This window comes from Pseudomonas sp. MWU12-2037 (assembly GCF_023242345.1).
Lineage (GTDB): Bacteria > Pseudomonadota > Gammaproteobacteria > Pseudomonadales > Pseudomonadaceae > Aquipseudomonas > Aquipseudomonas gingeri_D.
Genome location: NZ_JALLIZ010000006.1, coordinates 409015 through 424830 on the forward strand (window position 1 = coordinate 409015; position 15816 = coordinate 424830).

Here is a 15816-nt window from a genome sequence, read left to right on the forward strand (position 1 = left end):
GGTCTTCAAGGCTGCGTCGCGCTCTCGCGCTGACCGCCCCCTGTCTCTCAACGCTACGTACCGCCCCAATGTGCGATGGCGTCCACTCACAGGAGCTTCGTCATGCAATACCGTCCAAGCCCATTGAGCAGTGTAAGGCTAGGCCTTACACTACAATTACCATGATCCGGCGTTTCCGGCACAAGGGCCTGAAGGCGTTGCACCAACGCGGTGATACATCCGGCGTGCGCGCCGATCACGTTGCCCGTCTGCGTCGCCTGCTGAGCTCCCTGGATGTCGCGCAAACACCCAAGGACATGGATCGCCCCGGTAACCGGTTGCATCCGCTCAAGGGCCCCTATGCGGGTTACTGGTCGGTCAGCGTGTCGGGTAACTGGCGTGTGGTGTTCTGCTTCGACGGCACCGACGCAGACTTGGTCGATTACCTTGATTATCACTAAGGAGGTTCCTGATGCCGATGCACAACCCTCCCCACCCCGGTGAGGCGCTGCGTGAAGATGTGCTACCCGCCGTAGGTCTGAGCGTCGCCGCTCTGGCCCGACACCTGGGTTACTCCCGCGGTCAACTGTCAACGGTGCTGCATGGCCATGCAGCGATTTCCGCTGATCTGGCCTACCGGCTGGAGCTGGCCGGTTTGGGCAGTGCTCGCCAGTATCTGGCCGAGCAAGCCGCCTATGATCTGTGGCAGGCCCAACAGCGCGAGCATCCACTGATTGCGCGGTTGCAGTTGGCTTAATCCTCTGCGCCCCCTTGGCCTGAGCTTGGGGGCATACCCACCATCACGATAATTAACTGGAAATTGATGCGGATTGTAGCCGTGTTAATGCGTCAAATATCGGCCCAAAACAGCTTCCTATAAGCAACTCAATGTTCGATCACTTTCAAGTATATCGAGGAACTCCCAGCATACTTGACACCCTTACTCGGTCACCTAGCCCTACACTCTCAGCGACTAGTCTAATTTTTTGAACACCATCCTCTGCGAGTGCCGGACCGAGATATATACGATCTACAAGCTGACAAAGATCGACTGCAACCATAATACCTTTATCGGGAACAGCGACACCGAACTCTTCAGCTAATCGAAGAGATATTATCAGCCGAAATTCTTGCTCCCAAGAAAACACTCGATGCTTGTACATAAATCGATCAAGCATGCTGACATTAAGTCCTTCCTGAAGAAGATCGACATATCGTACATTGCCGCTCCAGAGAGTCTCACTTGTGTAGTTTTCTCTCAGTTTGAATGGTGCAATTGCTTCAGCTAGCTTTCTTGGGCTACTTCGGATAGCCACCCCTTTCCAAGTCGCTGCATACAGTTGCCACATTGCATCGCTTTCATATGTAGCTCGATGCCAGCAGCAAATTTTCGTAAGACGTCTCAGTTTCTCAAAAGCTCTTTCGCCACGCTCGTGAAGCGGTAAAAATCTCGGATCAAAATTTGTACCTGGAGGTAATACAGCGATGGCGCCTTCGAATGGGTCCTGAAATTGGCGCGCAGACGCGAAATAGAGATGCTCGCCACTCATTAAGTCCAAAAAGCGGTCAGGTCTAAAATAGCGCCATATTGGTTCATCTCGGTCAGTCGGCTCATTAAATATATTTTTCAAAAAAACACCTGTAATACTGGCATGATTCCTCTCTTGGACTCATCGATTATCTAGTGCCCAGCCGTGCTCCACCTCCCCCCAAGATGAGGCAGTGCTTCGAAGCAAGGCATCGTATGAACGGATCATTATTCGCCCGCCAGACATCCGATTCCATGCACTCTTCAATTCTTGCAACTGCTCATCTAACGCCAACTCCTCTTCGCGCCCGATGATTAGAAATCCTCTTGGCTCTCGAAAATCAGTCAACTTGAAATGATCCCTAAAAAAGCTTTGATTTGCGCTACAGTAGTCCATGTATCTTAGCAACTGGCAGACGCCCTGATTCGCAGTTTCCGAGAACGAGATGTTTTTGCCATTTCTTGTGCGTTTAAACAACCGAGCGTTTGGACCTTTCAGCTCGGCCACACACCAGTAGAACCCGTCCGAATTCTTTCCACCGAACAGATAGTCAGGCCGCAAACCTTTCTTTGATGGAGTTGCTCCAGGGTCAATCAACTTTTGGGGAACAACCCACATACCATGGTGACCAAAATTTGTGAAGTTGAGGCACTGTCCTAGGAAGGCTGGATTTTTTCTTATGAACGTGTCTGCGACGGTCTCATTAGCTCCGGCTTGGAGCAGTTCTATAAATGCTTTTTGGGTAGCCGCGCTCACCGTACCGGAGTTGACGTGGTAGCTCTCTGGGGGCCAGTTTTTGGGATAAGGTAGTTTCTCATCCGAAGAGTAGATACGCATTCTGCGCGACTCCTTTAGCTACCGTGGATGGATTCGGTAATGGAAAATTTTTCAGTCGTTCCATCAGGGCGATTCACCCAGAAGCATTTGGTGCCGTAGTCAGCGCTTCGAACACTGAAGTGGGTGACACCACACCCAATTTTTACGACTGCGTTGGGATGATTTTCCAGCGCCGCTCGCAAAACCAATGCGTCATCAGCATTGACACGATCGCCTACATCATATCGGTGAAGCATCGTCCTTAAGTGTACAACGGCGTCGCCCCTCCTATCGAAGTGCAGGGGGCCAAGGGTGATGGGCTTCGCGGGCATGTGTAACCTCCAATTCAACAGCAGGATTATTTAGTAACGTCGTCAGACAGCGCGAGACGCTCGCGCACCTCGCGGATAATGATGGCTGGGATATCCATTGCTTGGAATTGATTTAAACGCTCAGAAATCCATGCCACGCATTCCTCTCTGATAAGGTCGTCGCGGGCAATTTTCTCGTACAAAGCGACGGCGCTCATGCGGGAAAGACCAAGTTCCATGAGTGAGAGAAGCGTCGTCGACGAAACGCCAAACTCAAGCTGAGTCCCGATATCCAAACCATCGTCGATGAGATCTCGCCGGCCAGTTTCGCGAAGATGCAGATGCAACACGTCCATATAGGCGGAAAGGTACTTTGGCGCTTTAAATCGAGCGACCTGTTCCACTAGTTCCATCGTGCTGCGGATCAGCTCAGGAAGTTTGAAAGACCTGTCGTTGTCTTGGTGCCATTTGATACTATCGCGAATAATCCTGGCCAACGAGTACCCTTTTAACCATTTAAAGATGATCAACGCATATAGTTTGATACGCTTATCAGGTTCGAATGCGAGAAACAGGTGTTTGTTGATCCGCAACATAATGGTAATAAACCGGTCGTAACTATCATTGCTCGCCACTTCAGCCGGCAGCAGATTCTCAACATCACCAGTATAAGAACGAAAAGCCTCGAGAAGCCGTTGAAGGCCAATTGCGCTCACCCCGGGGTGCCGAGCGGCCAGATCAACCTTGATTTCAATTTGCGCTACCAAACCCTCCAGAATCTGGTCAAGTTTTGCAATCGACGCAGCGTCATGGCGCTTTGCAAAACTTGCCGCTGATATGGAACCGAGTCGCATGAAGGTAGTGAGCAGATAAGCGCCAACCTGCTCGAATATCTCAGTGTCCTCGATGCTAGATAGATCTGACAATCCACGCTGGGACAGATACTTCGCCATGCCGTCACCAAGTTCGAGAACAGCGTCGCTTTCACGCTTAATTGGATAGCGCGCACGGCTAGGAACACCAGAGGGCCAAGCCCGTTTATCCTCAGGGTCGATGCAGATGATATTTCCTTGAAATTCGTCGCCCCATCGGCCCGCACGGCCGGCCAGATTCCAGAAATCGTGCGGTTCCATCGGGTGGCCCTTCCCTTTACGCGGTCCGCGCACCACGATGGTACGACACGACAGGTTTACTCCCTCAATCAAAGTTGAAGTGCATATTAGAAAGCGAATTTTTCCGGATCGGAATAACCGTTCTATCTCTATCCGGAGCAACGACGGCATATTGCCATAGTGAAACGCCACCCCTAGCTCAACCAACGGCGCAAGGCGAAAGTCCTGATGTACCCCCTTCCGAGCAAGATCCGCGAGCTCTAATAGTTCCGAGTCGATGGACCCAAGCTTGGGCAAAAGTTGACTGATCAGATCAGCCACATCTTCCGCCTCACTGGCACCGTTTGTGTAGACGAGCGTTCCGCCCCTCTCGCCGATAGCTGCGGCGATAAATGCGAGGCGCTTTTTGAGTCCGTCCGGAGTACTCGCGAGCTGAAGTGTTCCTACTGGAAATGTCGAACCCTGCTGTCGGAGAGTAAGCGTCCAAAGTTTCGATTTTCGTGGCACCTGGGTGGCGACTATAAGGTTCTGAAGGACCGTGGAGGAATCACTATCAACAGCGATAGTGCTTACACCCTCAGGCGCGTCTGTGAGTAACTCTCCCGGGTTTTGGGTCGCCGGGCTGATAAATACTGCCTTCAGCTTTGGGTTAGCTCGTGTGGCCCGCTCTACTGCATCCTGCAAAATTACACCGCGCTGGTTGTCACCGATCTTGTGCGCCTCGTCCACAATAAGTAGGTCGATTGAGAATATGTCACTCAGCACGTTCGCGAGAAGGTGCAAGCGCTCCTGTGTGAATACAAGAATCACTCGCGTGCCACCCTCGCGAGCAGCCTTATACTTATCGCGAAGCGGAAGGGACGACACCTCAACTAACTCGGTGTTACCAAGAAGCGTCTTGAGATTGGTTTCTATTTCGGAGACCAGAGCGCGGGTCGGAGCGAGATAAACTGCTACTTGGGTCTCGCCTGTAATTACCTGGTCGATTAGCCACTGAAGTACGAGAAACGTCTTGCCAGAGGCAGTTGGTGCGGATGCCGAGAGCCAACAATCCCCGGTCGCATTGTCCCAGAAGCGTTGCTGAAAATCGTTTACTTGTAGCCAAGCACCACTTGATTGCACAAGGATAGAACGGTCCATCTCGCGACGTTGCGCCTCGAGTCGCAAAGCGACGCCAAGGCGCCCGTCGAGACCAGGTGCCACTAAGCCCCGATCAGTGGCTAACGTAATGGCTCTGAAGTTAGAGAGCTTACCTAAGAGCACTGCGCCCGCGTCTTTGAGTGCATGATCTCCAGCCAATGAAATTACACCAGTTGCAATTCGTAGCGCCGCTTCTTGATCAACCCTTTCAGCGGACCGGGCAAGAATGCTACCGGCGAGCAACATTCTGGGCCAGTCAATGACCGAAGCGGGCGATGCAGAAGGGTCGAACTCCAAATTATCGAGTTCGTTGCGTACAGTGAGTCGAGTGATCTCATCGAGATCCTCCCGAACACCTTCCTGAAGAAGCCACGACTGGAGGTTGGCGAGGCTCATTGTTCAGTGATCCCCATAGCCTTGAGAAATGCGGCACGGAAGCCTTCGGCTGACGGCAGAGGGATGCAAAGTATCTCAATTTCCATCTGATCGAGCTTCTCCAGCTTGAGCCGTTTTCCGATACTACTGCTCCAACCTGTAAGTTCCACGCGGGATGCGTTAACAAGCTCCTCCGCAACTGCTTTTGCATTTTCTTTCGGGTAGAACGGTACATCGAAGCCTACAAGAGCCACACCGCAGTATTGGACCCGCTTAGACATGACCGACGATTTATCAAAATATTTCTTAAGCGCATCTGTGAGTGCTGGATTGCTAAGATCGGCTTTGTCGCTCAGGAGCATTAGGTCACGCTCCCGTCCTGCCTCTTCGTGTTCGGGCTCAATTAGAAAAGGGGCGAGGGATTTGAGACAATCGCGAATCGCTGCACTCGCATCTCCATAGATTTTCGATTCCCCCCAGTAGAGCTTCAAAATACCTTCCGGTGTTACGCCCGCATACACCCCGTCCGCGCCATGAAAGTGCATACGGGTGTCCGTCTTGAGATCCATCTTGCATAGAATCTGTGGTAACTTCAGGAAACGCTCCGCGAGTAGAAACAGCAACATCTCTCCACCTTCACCGGTGTTTGCCAAATCGGTGAATGAGCGTTTTGCCCGCTCAACGAGTTCGGAAACGGCCTCAGTGCTGTTGAACCTAGCATCACGCGCTTTTGCGTCGGCAAGCTTCGAGCGGGGGATCGCGTAATCAGCTATGGCGTTCCGCATGAACTCCGCCAGTCGATGCGGCTGAATACGACCATTTCCATCCACCGAAAGACAATGACAGTGGATCTTAACCAAATGCCCGTCGATGGACACGTCTCGTTCTACAAGAGTGAGGTGGACCTGAAGCGCTTCTGGGTTTCCTGTCAGAGCAGATTCGAGATCGGTGGCGGTGATAGTTGACAAATGGCCTCCATGGCGTCTATCCACCTGCCGTCAGATGGGATCATGGAAACAAATGTAACCGCCCGCACCTCCTTAGTCCACGGACTTGCTAACTCCCAAGGCGCGTTAAGCCGGGTCTGCGATCAATCAAGCTCAAAAAAACTCGTCGTCGGTAGAGTTCGCACATACCGACTGTCCTCACGGCCCTGAACAAACTGATAACGACCAGCATCGGATTACCGCTGCCTCTACTTACCGCACCCCCTCATGCTACCGCCCAGCGTTGCCAACTCGTTTGGCACCCGCCCAGGTAGCCAGGATCTTCAAGGCTACGACGAGGTATACCCGCGTTGATCCCACGGCCTGCACGTAATCCCACAGGCGCATTTTCCCATCAAGCGGTTTGCCGCCGCCCCTGACAGGAGTCCTTCAATATGCCCCAGGAGCCCATCGATCCCATTCTCGCGGAGCTGATCCGCACTCATCATCAAAGCACTCAAACGCCCCATCTGTTCTTCCGTGCCTGGAAACAGGCTGTCCAGCTTGCCGGCATCACCTATTTCGGTGACGGCAGTCGTTCAGGCTTTCAAGACGCCCAGAGCAAATGGGACCTGTGCCCCAACATGCCACTGATCCAGCGAGCCATCGGCGTCATGAGCCATGGTGAAAAGGTATTTCTGGCTGCACTGGTCAGTTTTTACAATGCCGAAGACGGGGGACGCCTGCTGCAAGCAGTCGATGTCCACGGCCTGGCTGATCTTGGTGTGCTGGACGCAAAACGACGAGCACTTATCGCCCATCTGATCCTCAACTACAGCGGCTGGTAACAGCCCGCTACAACCCCGACGGGACACCTCCCGTCGGGCGGTGTCCCTCTCCCTTCGGCAGGAGATCGACACATGCCTACTTATCCTTTCAATCCGTTTGCCCGCGGCTTCAGTGATCTGCGTATTCAGCGATTGCTGGCCATTCTCTACGACGTCGATGCACCGTTGTGTCATCGACCGCCCCACCCGTCCCAGCAGGGTATGGACGACGACCAGTTCTCCCGTCGCCAGTGCCTGTTCAACGACGAGCATGCACTGGTCCTGACGACGTCAACGACCCTGGAAGAGCACGACGCCCAGTATTCGCACATCGGTGTTGTGGTCCAGGTGATCTATGCCCTATTCGCCCATGATCGACAGCCGCCCATTCTGCTCGGCGACCTCTACTCCCAAGCCGTTGCCCAACTACGGATCAAACAACTGGCGTTCGAGACCGGACACTACAGCCGTTGCTGGGAGATCAGCAGTGTGCATCTGTGCGACACGGCCTATAACTGGCTAATAGCACAGGCGGCCCGCCATGCCCCGACGGAACTGCTGTTCGAGGTGTTCACTCTCCCCGTCAGCCAAGCCCTGGGCTGCAAGCTGATCGGCACACCCTGGACAGATGCGAACCTAGGCCGCGCCAGCGACTGCGCCGCCGAGGAACTGCGACAGGAACAACTTGACGCCGGCGTGCCGGAATCGCTCGTCAACGTGCTTCATCTAGCCGCACAAGCGGATGTGCGAATACTGATCTTCGATCCGGACGCAGCACCTCTGGAAGGTCTCGTCACCTACGCAACCGAGGTCTGATCAGGTCACACGAAGCCCCCTCTCCGGGGCTTCGGCTTCATCTGCCCCTCCAGCGAAACAACCCGGAGCTGTGACGCAACGCATTGAGCAGTGCCCTCGCGCCATGGACCACCGATGCTGCCTGCATGTCTCGCCGACTCGTTCGGCAACATGCCCAGGTGGTCACGATCTTAAAGGCCACGGCGCTCTGCGCTGATCACTCCCGTTCGCACCGCATCCTCGCGCGAACCCCGTCAACACGACGGGCGATGCCGTTACTCCCCGCCAGTCATGTACTGGTCCCTACCCCGTGGAGCCTGTCCCTACGGGGCGTCTCCACGTTCATTTGCCATCCGAACTCAGGAGACTGTCATGTCCCAATCATCCGCGGTCACCGATGTGACCTACTTTGATCTGCACACCAGCGGCCTTGGTTATCTGAATCGCATCCGCGAAGTGAAACCCAACCGCGGCAAGCCGTTCCTGGCCTGCACCATCGCCGCCCTCTGCGGGCCAACCGAGTCACCAGACTATCGCTACTTCGATGTCACGGTCAGTGGCAGCGAAGCCCAGCATCTGGTCAGTCGTTGCGCCGAAGCGGTCCGTGAGGGCCGCAAAGTACTGATCGGCTTTCGACTCGGAGATATGTGGACCGGCTTGTTCCGCTATCAACGTGGCGAGAAGGCCGGCCAGACCGGCGTCACTCTCAAGGCACGTTTGCTGTTTATCAGCTGGATCAAGATCGACGGCCAACAGGTGTATCAGGCCAAGCCCCGCTCCAACGACGAGCATGCCGTTGAGGCTCAGTCGCCCGAAATCTCCGATACCACGGAAGCGTTCACCTGCGAATCGCCTGCCGTGGCGGAATCGTTCTAGACCGTACGTCCATTCATCCATTCGCAATACCCATGACTTGCCCCTCGCAAGCCATGGCCTTGCCGTGCTCTCAGGAGACCATCATGGAAACCCAATGCACTTTCGCTCCACGCTTTGCCCCCGGCATGATCGTTGCCACTCGGGGTGTCCAAACGCTGATCGAGGATGAAAACCTCGACCCATCGTCCTACCTGCTTCGTCATCTTGAAGGCGACTGGGGTGATGTCGATCCAGAGGACTGGCAAACCAATCAGTCCGCCCTGGAGCACGGCGAACGCCTGCTGTCAGTCTACAAAATCACGTCCGACCTGACGCTGTGGATCATCACCGAGCGGGATCGCTCGATGACCACACTGCTGCTGCCAGACGAGGACTGAGCAACACACAATGGCCTCCCAATGGAGGCCATTGTTTTGCCGGAATGAGGGGCTCACCCGGGCCACTTTGCTGACTGAACACCTCGCCTGGATCATGCCCAATCCCCCCACCACATAGGGATTGCACCATGCATTCAATCGGAGTTCGTCACTTTCATTTCATTGTCGGTCCAGGCCTGAGCCTGCTGCTGGGCTGCGCTTCAACACCCCATATTGATCCAGAGACTGTCGAGGCAAGTGTTGTTGCAAGCCCTTCTCCGCCCCCTGCGTTGGTACCAGTCGTGAGGCGAAGCCGCTACACCCTGATCGAACTGCGCCCTGATGCGGCACAACAGGATCTGCAACGCCAAGTCATAGACCTGCGCATCCCGGCTACTGCCGACACCAACGTCGGCGACGCCTTACGCTACCTGCTGCTGCGCTCGGGTTATCGGCTTTGCGAGAGCGATGGTGCGCCGGCCCAGTTGTTCGCTCTGCCACTCCCCGCCGCACACCTGCGATTGGGGCCGTTGCCCTTGAGTGAGGCGCTGCAACTTCTGGCCGGCAACGCGTGGCGTTTATCCATCGACGAGCGCAATCGACAGGTGTGCTTTATCGCCAGCGAGCACCTCCAGCCATGAACGATGCCTCCTTGAACCGAAACAGCCAACTGATCCGGATCGCCGTCACCGCCTGGCTAGTGCTTTTGACGACGGTATTAATCGCCCTCGCGATCTCGGGGACCAACCTGCGTAATCAGCTGCAACGCGATGCTCCCGATGCAGCCATTGAGTCACTGCAGACCCACATGACCAATCTGGAAACCTTCAAAGCGCAGATCGAAAACGCACCGGCCATGCTGTCATTACTGGAATTCCGGCAAGCACGTCAGGCACTGGAGCGACAAATAGAAGCCCTGGATCAGCGCCAGCAGGTCACCCGCAACAGCAGCGAGCTGGACGCTTTGCGCAACCGCATCGACGCTCTTGAACAGCAATTGTCGGACCTCAAGCGGTCCTCTCCACCGCCCCCCATCCAGCAACCGCAACGCACGACGGCATCACGCTCAACGAACTCGCTCGCACCGCCCTTCACCCCAATGGGCATCGAGTCGCGCGGTGGCGAACGCTTTCTTGCCCTCTTGCCCAATGGAGAAACAGCACTGCCTCAAGTCCGACTACTGCGTATCGGCGAAGCCGAGGGACGTTGGCGACTACAAGCCCTCGAGGCTGGCAGCGCAGTGTTTTCGGTTAACCAAAAAACGCGGCGCCTGGACCTGCCGCAGGAGTGAACTATGTCATCGCTAACCCATTTCCGTGCCCTGCCCCGGTTGCTCGCGATCCTCCTGCTAACGGACTTGATCACCTCAGCACCGACGTTGGCCGAAGAAAGCACAACCAGCCGAAACCGCTTCAGCCAGCAGCATGACAGCCGTGAAAATCACAGCGACGAACAGTTGGCCAAAGACTGGGGACTACGCGCAGAGGACTGGGCACGCTACCGGCAGTTGCAACAAGGGCCGCTGGGTATCTACTCACCCAACCTCGATCCGCTGACGGCATTGGGTATCGAAGCACGCAGTGACGAAGAACGCCGCCGCTTTGCCGAGCTGCAAGTCCGCGCCGAATCGGCGCGAGTCAGCAAGGAGCTCGCCTATCAACGTGCTTATGACCAGGCCTGGAAGCGGCTGTACCCAGAGCTGTTGCCAGTCAATCTGACAGATACACAAAGCAGCCCGGTGATGTTGCAAGGCAGTGGCCGCCAAGCCTTGTTTATCAAGGACAACTGCTTGGCGTGCAATCTCCTGGTCAAGAAGCTGCAAGCGGCCGGTCGTGAGTTCGATCTCTATATGGTCGGCAGCGACAACGACGATGCCCGCTTGCGGCGCTGGGCCCTTCGCGTCGCGCTGGATCCGCTTAACGTGCGTGAACACCGTATCACTCTCAATCACGACGCTGGGCGTTGGAGCAGCCTTGGAGTAGCCGGCGATCTGCCTGCGCTGATACACCAGGTGGACGGGCAATGGCAACGTCAGTGATCCACCACTGGGCCCAGTGGCTGCTGGCCGCCGAACTACTTGGCTCGACAGCGCTTATGGCACGAGAGCTTCCACCGCCGGCCTATCAACTCGCGGCAACGCAGGCACAGGTACCATCGAGCCTGCTGTACGCCGTAGCTTTGCAGGAAAGCGGTCGGGCCATGCATGGCCGCGTGATTCCATGGCCCTGGACCCTGAATATCGCTGGACAGTCCCATCGCTACGCCACCCGCCACGAAGCTTGTGCAGATCTGCGTCAGGCCTTGCTGGTTAGACCGGCCATACAGGTGGATGTGGGTCTGGGGCAACTCAATGTCGGCCATCAACAACACCGTGTTCGCCAGCCCTGCGAGTTGCTGGAGCCCTATCGAAACCTGCGTCTGGCCGCGACCATCCTGCGCGAACAGTACGCCCCTGGGCAAAGCTGGCTGATGGCGGCCGGTCGTTACCACCGCCCCGCAGGAGGCAACCCGGCCGTTCGCTACCGGCACAGCGTCAAACGACATTTGGACCGTGTCACCGCCCTATCGAGTGATCACCCATGAAGCCCTCGTACCTGCTGCTGATCGGCTTACTGGGCTTGCCCTCCGCCCTGCCCGCGCTCGAAGACCCGGACACGTCGCTGTTGCAGCCCTATGACGAGGCGTCTCTGCTACCAATCCGCTCACCGTCCTTGCACCCGGGGCCTGTCGAGCCCCGGGCGGTAAACCTGCCCGGCATCACCGCCCTATTTCTAATCGGCGATGACCCGCGCTCACACGCCTGGCTGCAAAAACGACTGCCCGACTTGCAACGGCTCGGTGCCGCCGGGCTGGTGGTCAATGTCGAATCCGCGGCAGCACTAAAAGCTCTGCGCAATCGTGCCCCCGGCCTGAGTCTGACCCCGGTGCCGGGCGATGACCTCGCCGCTCGCCTGGCACTGACTCACTACCCTGTACTGATCACCGCGACAGTGATCGAGCCATGACATGGCCCAGACCGTCGAAGTGCTACTGCGCCCAGCGGTCGAGTTCTACACCGTTGCAGCCTGCGCCAGCAGCGCTTTGTTATGCGCGGCGGCCCCCTGGTCACTGGCACTCAGTCCGGAATTGGGTCTGGGGGCAGCATCGGTGTTTGCCGGTTTCGGCACGATCCGATTACGCCAGGCCTCGGTAATTCTGCGCTACCGCCATAACATCCGACGCCAGCCCCGCTACGCCTTACGTGACGCCCAGATCCCAGTCAGCCACGAACGGCTGTTCCTCGGCCGTGGCTTCCGTTGGGAGCCCCACCACACCCACCGCCTGTTACAGACCTATCGGCCTGAGTTCCGTCGCTACGTCGAAATGCCTCGACGTCAGCGCTACGCTAGACAGCTGGAACAGCGCCTGGAGTTTGCGCCCTTTCCTCTCTCGCAACTGGCGCGGGTCACCGCCTGGGATCACCCACTAAACCCATTACGTCCCTGGCCTGCGGTAGGAGGCCTGCCCCGACTGCACGGAGTCGAGCCCAATGAAGTGGACGTCAGCCTCCCGATCCGGGAGCGGGTCGGCCATACCCTGGTGCTCGGCACCACTCGCGTCGGTAAGACCCGCCTGGCCGAACTGCTGATTGCCCAGGACATCCGCCGCGGCGAGATCTGTATCGTCTTCGACCCCAAGGGCGACGTTGATCTATTCAAGCGCATGTACATGGAGTGCCAACGTTGCGGGCGACTGGACTCCTTCTATGTGTTCCATCTCGGTTGCCCCGAAAGCTCAGCGCGCTACAACGCCGTTGGCCGCTTCGACCGTATCACTGAAGTGGCCAGCCGCATCGCCGGCCAGTTGTCCAACGAGGGCAACAGCGCGGCGTTCCGCGAGTTCGCCTGGCGCTTTGTCAATATCATCGCCCGCGCCCTGGTCGAGTTGGGGCACCGCCCGGACTACCTGCTGATCCAACGCCATGTGGTCAATATCGACACGTTGTTTATCGAGTATGCCCAGCACTTCTTCGCCAAAAGCGCACCCAAGGCTTGGGAAGCGATCGTGCAGATCGAGGGCGAGATCAACGAACGTAACACGCCTCGTCATATGCTTGGCCGCGACCGGCGGGTGGTGGCGATTGAGCAATACCTGGCGCAGGTGCCGACGTTCGACCCGGTGCTCGAAGGCCTGCGCAGTGCCGTGCGTTATGAGCGCACGTTCTTCGACAAGATCGTCGCTTCCCTTCTGCCTCTGCTGGAGAAATTGACCAGCGGCCAAATCGCCCAGTTGCTGGCACCGGACTACGCCAACCTCAACGACCCACGACCGATCTTCGACTGGATGCAGGTGGTGCGCCAACGAGCAGTGGTCTATGTCGGCCTGGATGCACTGTCCGACGCCGAGGTTGCAGCGGCAGTCGGCAACTCGATGTTCGCTGACCTGGTGTCGGTGGCCGGCCATCTTTACAAATTTGGGCTGGATGACGGCCTGCCCGGCGCGGCCAACAGTCCCATGGTACCGATCAACGTCCATGCTGATGAGTTCAGCGAATTGATGCGTGACGAGTTCATCCCCATGATCAACAAAGGTGGTGGCGCAGGTATGCAGGTCACCGCCTACACCCAGACGCTCAGCGACATCGAAGCCCGCCTCGGCAACCGTGCAAAAGCCGGTCAGGTGGTTGGCAACTTCAACAACCTGATCATGTTGCGGGTGCGCGAGACGGCTACCGCCGAGTTGCTGACCAAACAACTGCCCAATGTGGAAATCGCCAGTGTCTCTCCGGTCAGTGGTACCACTGACAGCTCTGACCCGCACGGACGCACAGACTTCACTTCCAGCAGCATGGACCGTATCACCATCAGCAACGTGCCGATGCTGGAGCCGGCGCACATCATCGCACTGCCCAAGGGCCAGGCCTTCGCTCTGCTTGAAGGAGGAACCCTGTGGAAGCTGCGTATCCCTCTGCCGATCCACGAACCCGAGGTCGATCTGCCAAACAACCTGCGCGATCTGGCCGAGCATATGCGCCGCCAGTACACCGACGACGCATCGGCCTGGCATGGCGAAGAGCGTAAACGTGCGTGACCCAGCCAGCGCTGCCCAGCAACAGCAGGCCCGCCAGCAAGGTCTGCTGACCGGCGTAATAACCTTGCCGTTGCGCTTTATCGGGGTGCTGCTGGGTTCCCTGATGCTGTGTTTGCTGATCGAACTGGTGGGCCTGCATCTGTTCTGGCCTGAACAAGGCTGGCGCCATGCTCAGGGGATGATGAACTTCGAACTGCAACAACTCTCAACCCACTTTACTCGTAGCGTGGTGGTAGCAGAGTCAGGGCGCAGCGCCTATCAGTTGGTGATGTGGCTGCACCAGAATTTGCTTCTGGACAGTGGGTTGCTGGATTGGCTGAAGCAGATGAACGTCCAGGCGCAATCGGCTGACACCACGGAGGGATTCAATGCCAGCGTTGCACAGGTCGTGGTGTACCTGGAGCGCTATGTGCTGGCTGCATTCTACGTCACGGCGACCTTCCTGCTACGTCTGCTGGTGCTGATCATGACGCTGCCGCTATTCGCCTTAACCGCCCTGACCGGACTGGTCGACGGCCTGGTGAGGCGAGACCTGCGCCGCTTCGGCGCAGGGAGGGAGTCAGGCTTCCTCTACCACCGGGCACGGGCCACAATCCTGCCTTTGGCGGTACTGCCATGGGTGGTGTATCTGACGTTGCCAGTAAGTGTGCATCCGCTATGGATCTTGCTACCGGCTGCCTTGATGTTGGGAGTCGTGATGGATGTGACAGCAGGGAGTTTTAAAAAGCATCTTTGACTGCGAGTACATAAGGGGTTTCAAAGACACCCAATCACCACCCCTACCAAAGACGTCTTTTGCCGGTCACTGAAACCTCATCGATAGCCTTTACTTTTCTGTCGTGAAAACCCAAGTAACCCATGCTCATAAAATCAGCGCTTCTTTGGCGCAGGCGGCGGGGCCTTTGGCACGATGGCAGGACGGACGTTCGTTGGCGCGGGCGGATTGACATTCATTCCGTCATTAACGTGAACTCTCCTACCACCACTGGTTGGATGCTTCTGATTTGTCATGTCGACTCCTCCGGACTGTTTAAGATTTCCACGAAATAGACGTCTGCGTTACAAACCAGAAGAAACTCTACCCCTGGACTTTCAACATAATCATTGTCGGCGATCCAAGCAGGAAATTGCATCAGAAAATGCCCCTCCTTCGGGTCAGTCGGCCAGACCAGAGGGTAGCCAAACAACCTGCGTCCATCCAAGAAATTGAGCACCACCGCCCGTCCTGGGAATTTACGAAACGCATAGATCCATTCTTTGTAGGACGCCCGGGACGTGAAGCCGAGCTTCCTCGCCACTTGGTAAAAGGAGTCATGATTCGCCGCAAATGCCAGGCCAAACCCGATCAGAATGGCCAATCCTATGGCCCAGGCGCTTTCTATGGAGGTACTCCAAGTCCCCCAAACGACCCCATGGCCTCCCACGTATCTAAGAAGCCATTCGATACCCGAGACAATGAGGCTGATCACCCCCGTCCCGATCAGCGCTTGAATGGTCCTTTCAAACTGTCCTGGCTTAGGTGATTCAGACAACCAGTAGAAAATCGTGGTTACCACAAATCCAGGAATCAATAGCTGTACAAGCGGAATGATTTTGTTGGCCAGATCTTCCATAGCAGATCAATTCCACATCAAAGGGATGATTCACCTCGCAGTCGGTAAGAGCTCTCACTGTCGTCAAACAGGTGAGGCGCTGCCACTCAAT

The 15816-nt window shown here is 56.5% G+C and carries 18 protein-coding genes and 1 pseudogene; 13 read left to right on the plus strand and 6 right to left on the minus strand.

Going from position 1 to position 15816, the window contains the following annotated elements; genetic code table 11:
• The first annotated feature begins 161 nt into the window (after positions 1-161).
• Together M5B42_RS14205 and M5B42_RS14210 are read left to right on the plus strand one after the other, a co-directional pair.
• The gene (locus M5B42_RS14205) at positions 162-440 is read left to right on the plus strand and encodes a type II toxin-antitoxin system RelE/ParE family toxin (protein WP_248746207.1); all 279 of its coding nucleotides are present in this window, start codon (positions 162-164) and stop codon (positions 438-440) included.
• A gap of 11 nt (positions 441-451) precedes the next feature.
• Positions 452-736: a HigA family addiction module antitoxin gene (locus M5B42_RS14210; protein ID WP_121131736.1), complete on the plus strand. Its 285-nt coding sequence runs from the start codon at positions 452-454 to the stop codon at positions 734-736.
• 145 nt (positions 737-881) lie between these two features.
• On the opposite strand, the gene M5B42_RS14215 is transcribed toward M5B42_RS14210, so the two are convergent.
• From M5B42_RS14215 to M5B42_RS14235, 5 genes are read right to left on the minus strand one after another with little or no spacing between them, the layout of a single operon-like run.
• Entirely contained in the window at positions 882-1610 is a 729-nt protein-coding gene (locus M5B42_RS14215; RefSeq protein WP_248746208.1) for a hypothetical protein, read from the minus strand.
• 39 nt (positions 1611-1649) lie between these two features.
• On the minus strand, positions 1650-2345 hold the full coding sequence (locus tag M5B42_RS14220) for a Shedu anti-phage system protein SduA domain-containing protein (RefSeq protein ID WP_248746209.1): 696 nt from the start codon (positions 2343-2345) through the stop codon (positions 1650-1652).
• Between the two features lie 14 nt (positions 2346-2359).
• Positions 2360-2656 carry a DCL family protein gene (locus M5B42_RS14225; RefSeq protein WP_349292778.1) on the minus strand — a complete coding sequence of 99 codons (297 nt, stop codon included), beginning with the start codon at positions 2654-2656 and terminating at the stop codon, positions 2360-2362.
• A 26-nt stretch (positions 2657-2682) separates the two neighbouring features.
• Positions 2683-5283, minus strand: coding sequence for a DEAD/DEAH box helicase (locus M5B42_RS14230; protein ID WP_248746210.1), 2601 nt, complete (start codon positions 5281-5283; stop codon positions 2683-2685).
• Positions 5280-6230, minus strand: coding sequence for a DUF1837 domain-containing protein (locus M5B42_RS14235; RefSeq protein ID WP_248746211.1), 951 nt, complete (start codon positions 6228-6230; stop codon positions 5280-5282). Before M5B42_RS14235 ends, M5B42_RS14230 begins: the two co-directional genes overlap by 4 nt.
• A gap of 413 nt (positions 6231-6643) precedes the next feature.
• Here M5B42_RS14235 and M5B42_RS14240 point away from each other — a divergent pair, with 413 nt between their 5' ends.
• The 11 genes and pseudogenes from M5B42_RS14240 (at position 6644) to M5B42_RS14290 (ending at position 14848) form a co-directional block, all read left to right on the plus strand.
• Positions 6644-7036, plus strand: a complete 393-nt coding sequence (locus M5B42_RS14240) for a hypothetical protein (protein WP_248746212.1) — start codon at positions 6644-6646, stop codon at positions 7034-7036.
• A gap of 72 nt (positions 7037-7108) precedes the next feature.
• Positions 7109-7831 (plus strand): ABC transporter substrate-binding protein, encoded by a 723-nt coding sequence (locus tag M5B42_RS14245; RefSeq protein WP_248746213.1) that lies wholly within the window; start codon positions 7109-7111, stop codon positions 7829-7831.
• Between the two features lie 351 nt (positions 7832-8182).
• A complete protein-coding gene (locus M5B42_RS14250; RefSeq protein WP_248746214.1) occupies positions 8183-8686 on the plus strand; it encodes an STY4534 family ICE replication protein in 504 nt (167 codons plus the stop codon).
• Between the two features lie 83 nt (positions 8687-8769).
• A complete protein-coding gene (locus tag M5B42_RS14255; protein WP_248746215.1) occupies positions 8770-9063 on the plus strand; it encodes a hypothetical protein in 294 nt (97 codons plus the stop codon).
• A 281-nt stretch (positions 9064-9344) separates the two neighbouring features.
• Positions 9345-9683: a PilL N-terminal domain-containing protein gene (locus M5B42_RS14260; RefSeq protein WP_248746216.1), complete on the plus strand. Its 339-nt coding sequence runs from the start codon at positions 9345-9347 to the stop codon at positions 9681-9683.
• Positions 9680-10333 (plus strand): hypothetical protein, encoded by a 654-nt coding sequence (locus M5B42_RS14265; protein WP_248746217.1) that lies wholly within the window; start codon positions 9680-9682, stop codon positions 10331-10333. Before M5B42_RS14260 ends, M5B42_RS14265 begins: the two co-directional genes overlap by 4 nt.
• A gap of 3 nt (positions 10334-10336) precedes the next feature.
• Positions 10337-11080 carry a TIGR03759 family integrating conjugative element protein gene (locus M5B42_RS14270; protein ID WP_248746218.1) on the plus strand — a complete coding sequence of 248 codons (744 nt, stop codon included), beginning with the start codon at positions 10337-10339 and terminating at the stop codon, positions 11078-11080.
• 56 nt (positions 11081-11136) lie between these two features.
• Complete coding sequence (locus M5B42_RS14275) at positions 11137-11625, plus strand: transglycosylase SLT domain-containing protein (RefSeq protein WP_248746245.1); 489 nt, start codon at positions 11137-11139, stop codon at positions 11623-11625.
• Entirely contained in the window at positions 11622-12047 is a 426-nt protein-coding gene (locus M5B42_RS14280) for an integrating conjugative element protein (RefSeq protein ID WP_248746219.1), read from the plus strand. The genes M5B42_RS14275 and M5B42_RS14280 overlap by 4 nt, the downstream gene beginning before the upstream one ends.
• Before the next feature lies 1 nt (position 12048).
• Positions 12049-14070: pseudogene (gene traD, locus M5B42_RS14285) on the plus strand (type IV conjugative transfer system coupling protein TraD); the annotation flags it as partial.
• 34 nt (positions 14071-14104) lie between these two features.
• Positions 14105-14848 (plus strand): TIGR03747 family integrating conjugative element membrane protein, encoded by a 744-nt coding sequence (locus M5B42_RS14290; protein WP_248746220.1) that lies wholly within the window; start codon positions 14105-14107, stop codon positions 14846-14848.
• Positions 14849-15119: 271 nt separating this feature from the next.
• Here M5B42_RS14290 and M5B42_RS14295 read toward each other — a convergent pair whose 3' ends face one another.
• A complete protein-coding gene (locus M5B42_RS14295) occupies positions 15120-15725 on the minus strand; it encodes a DUF6338 family protein (protein ID WP_248746221.1) in 606 nt (201 codons plus the stop codon).
• Between the last annotated feature and the right edge of the window lie 91 nt (positions 15726-15816).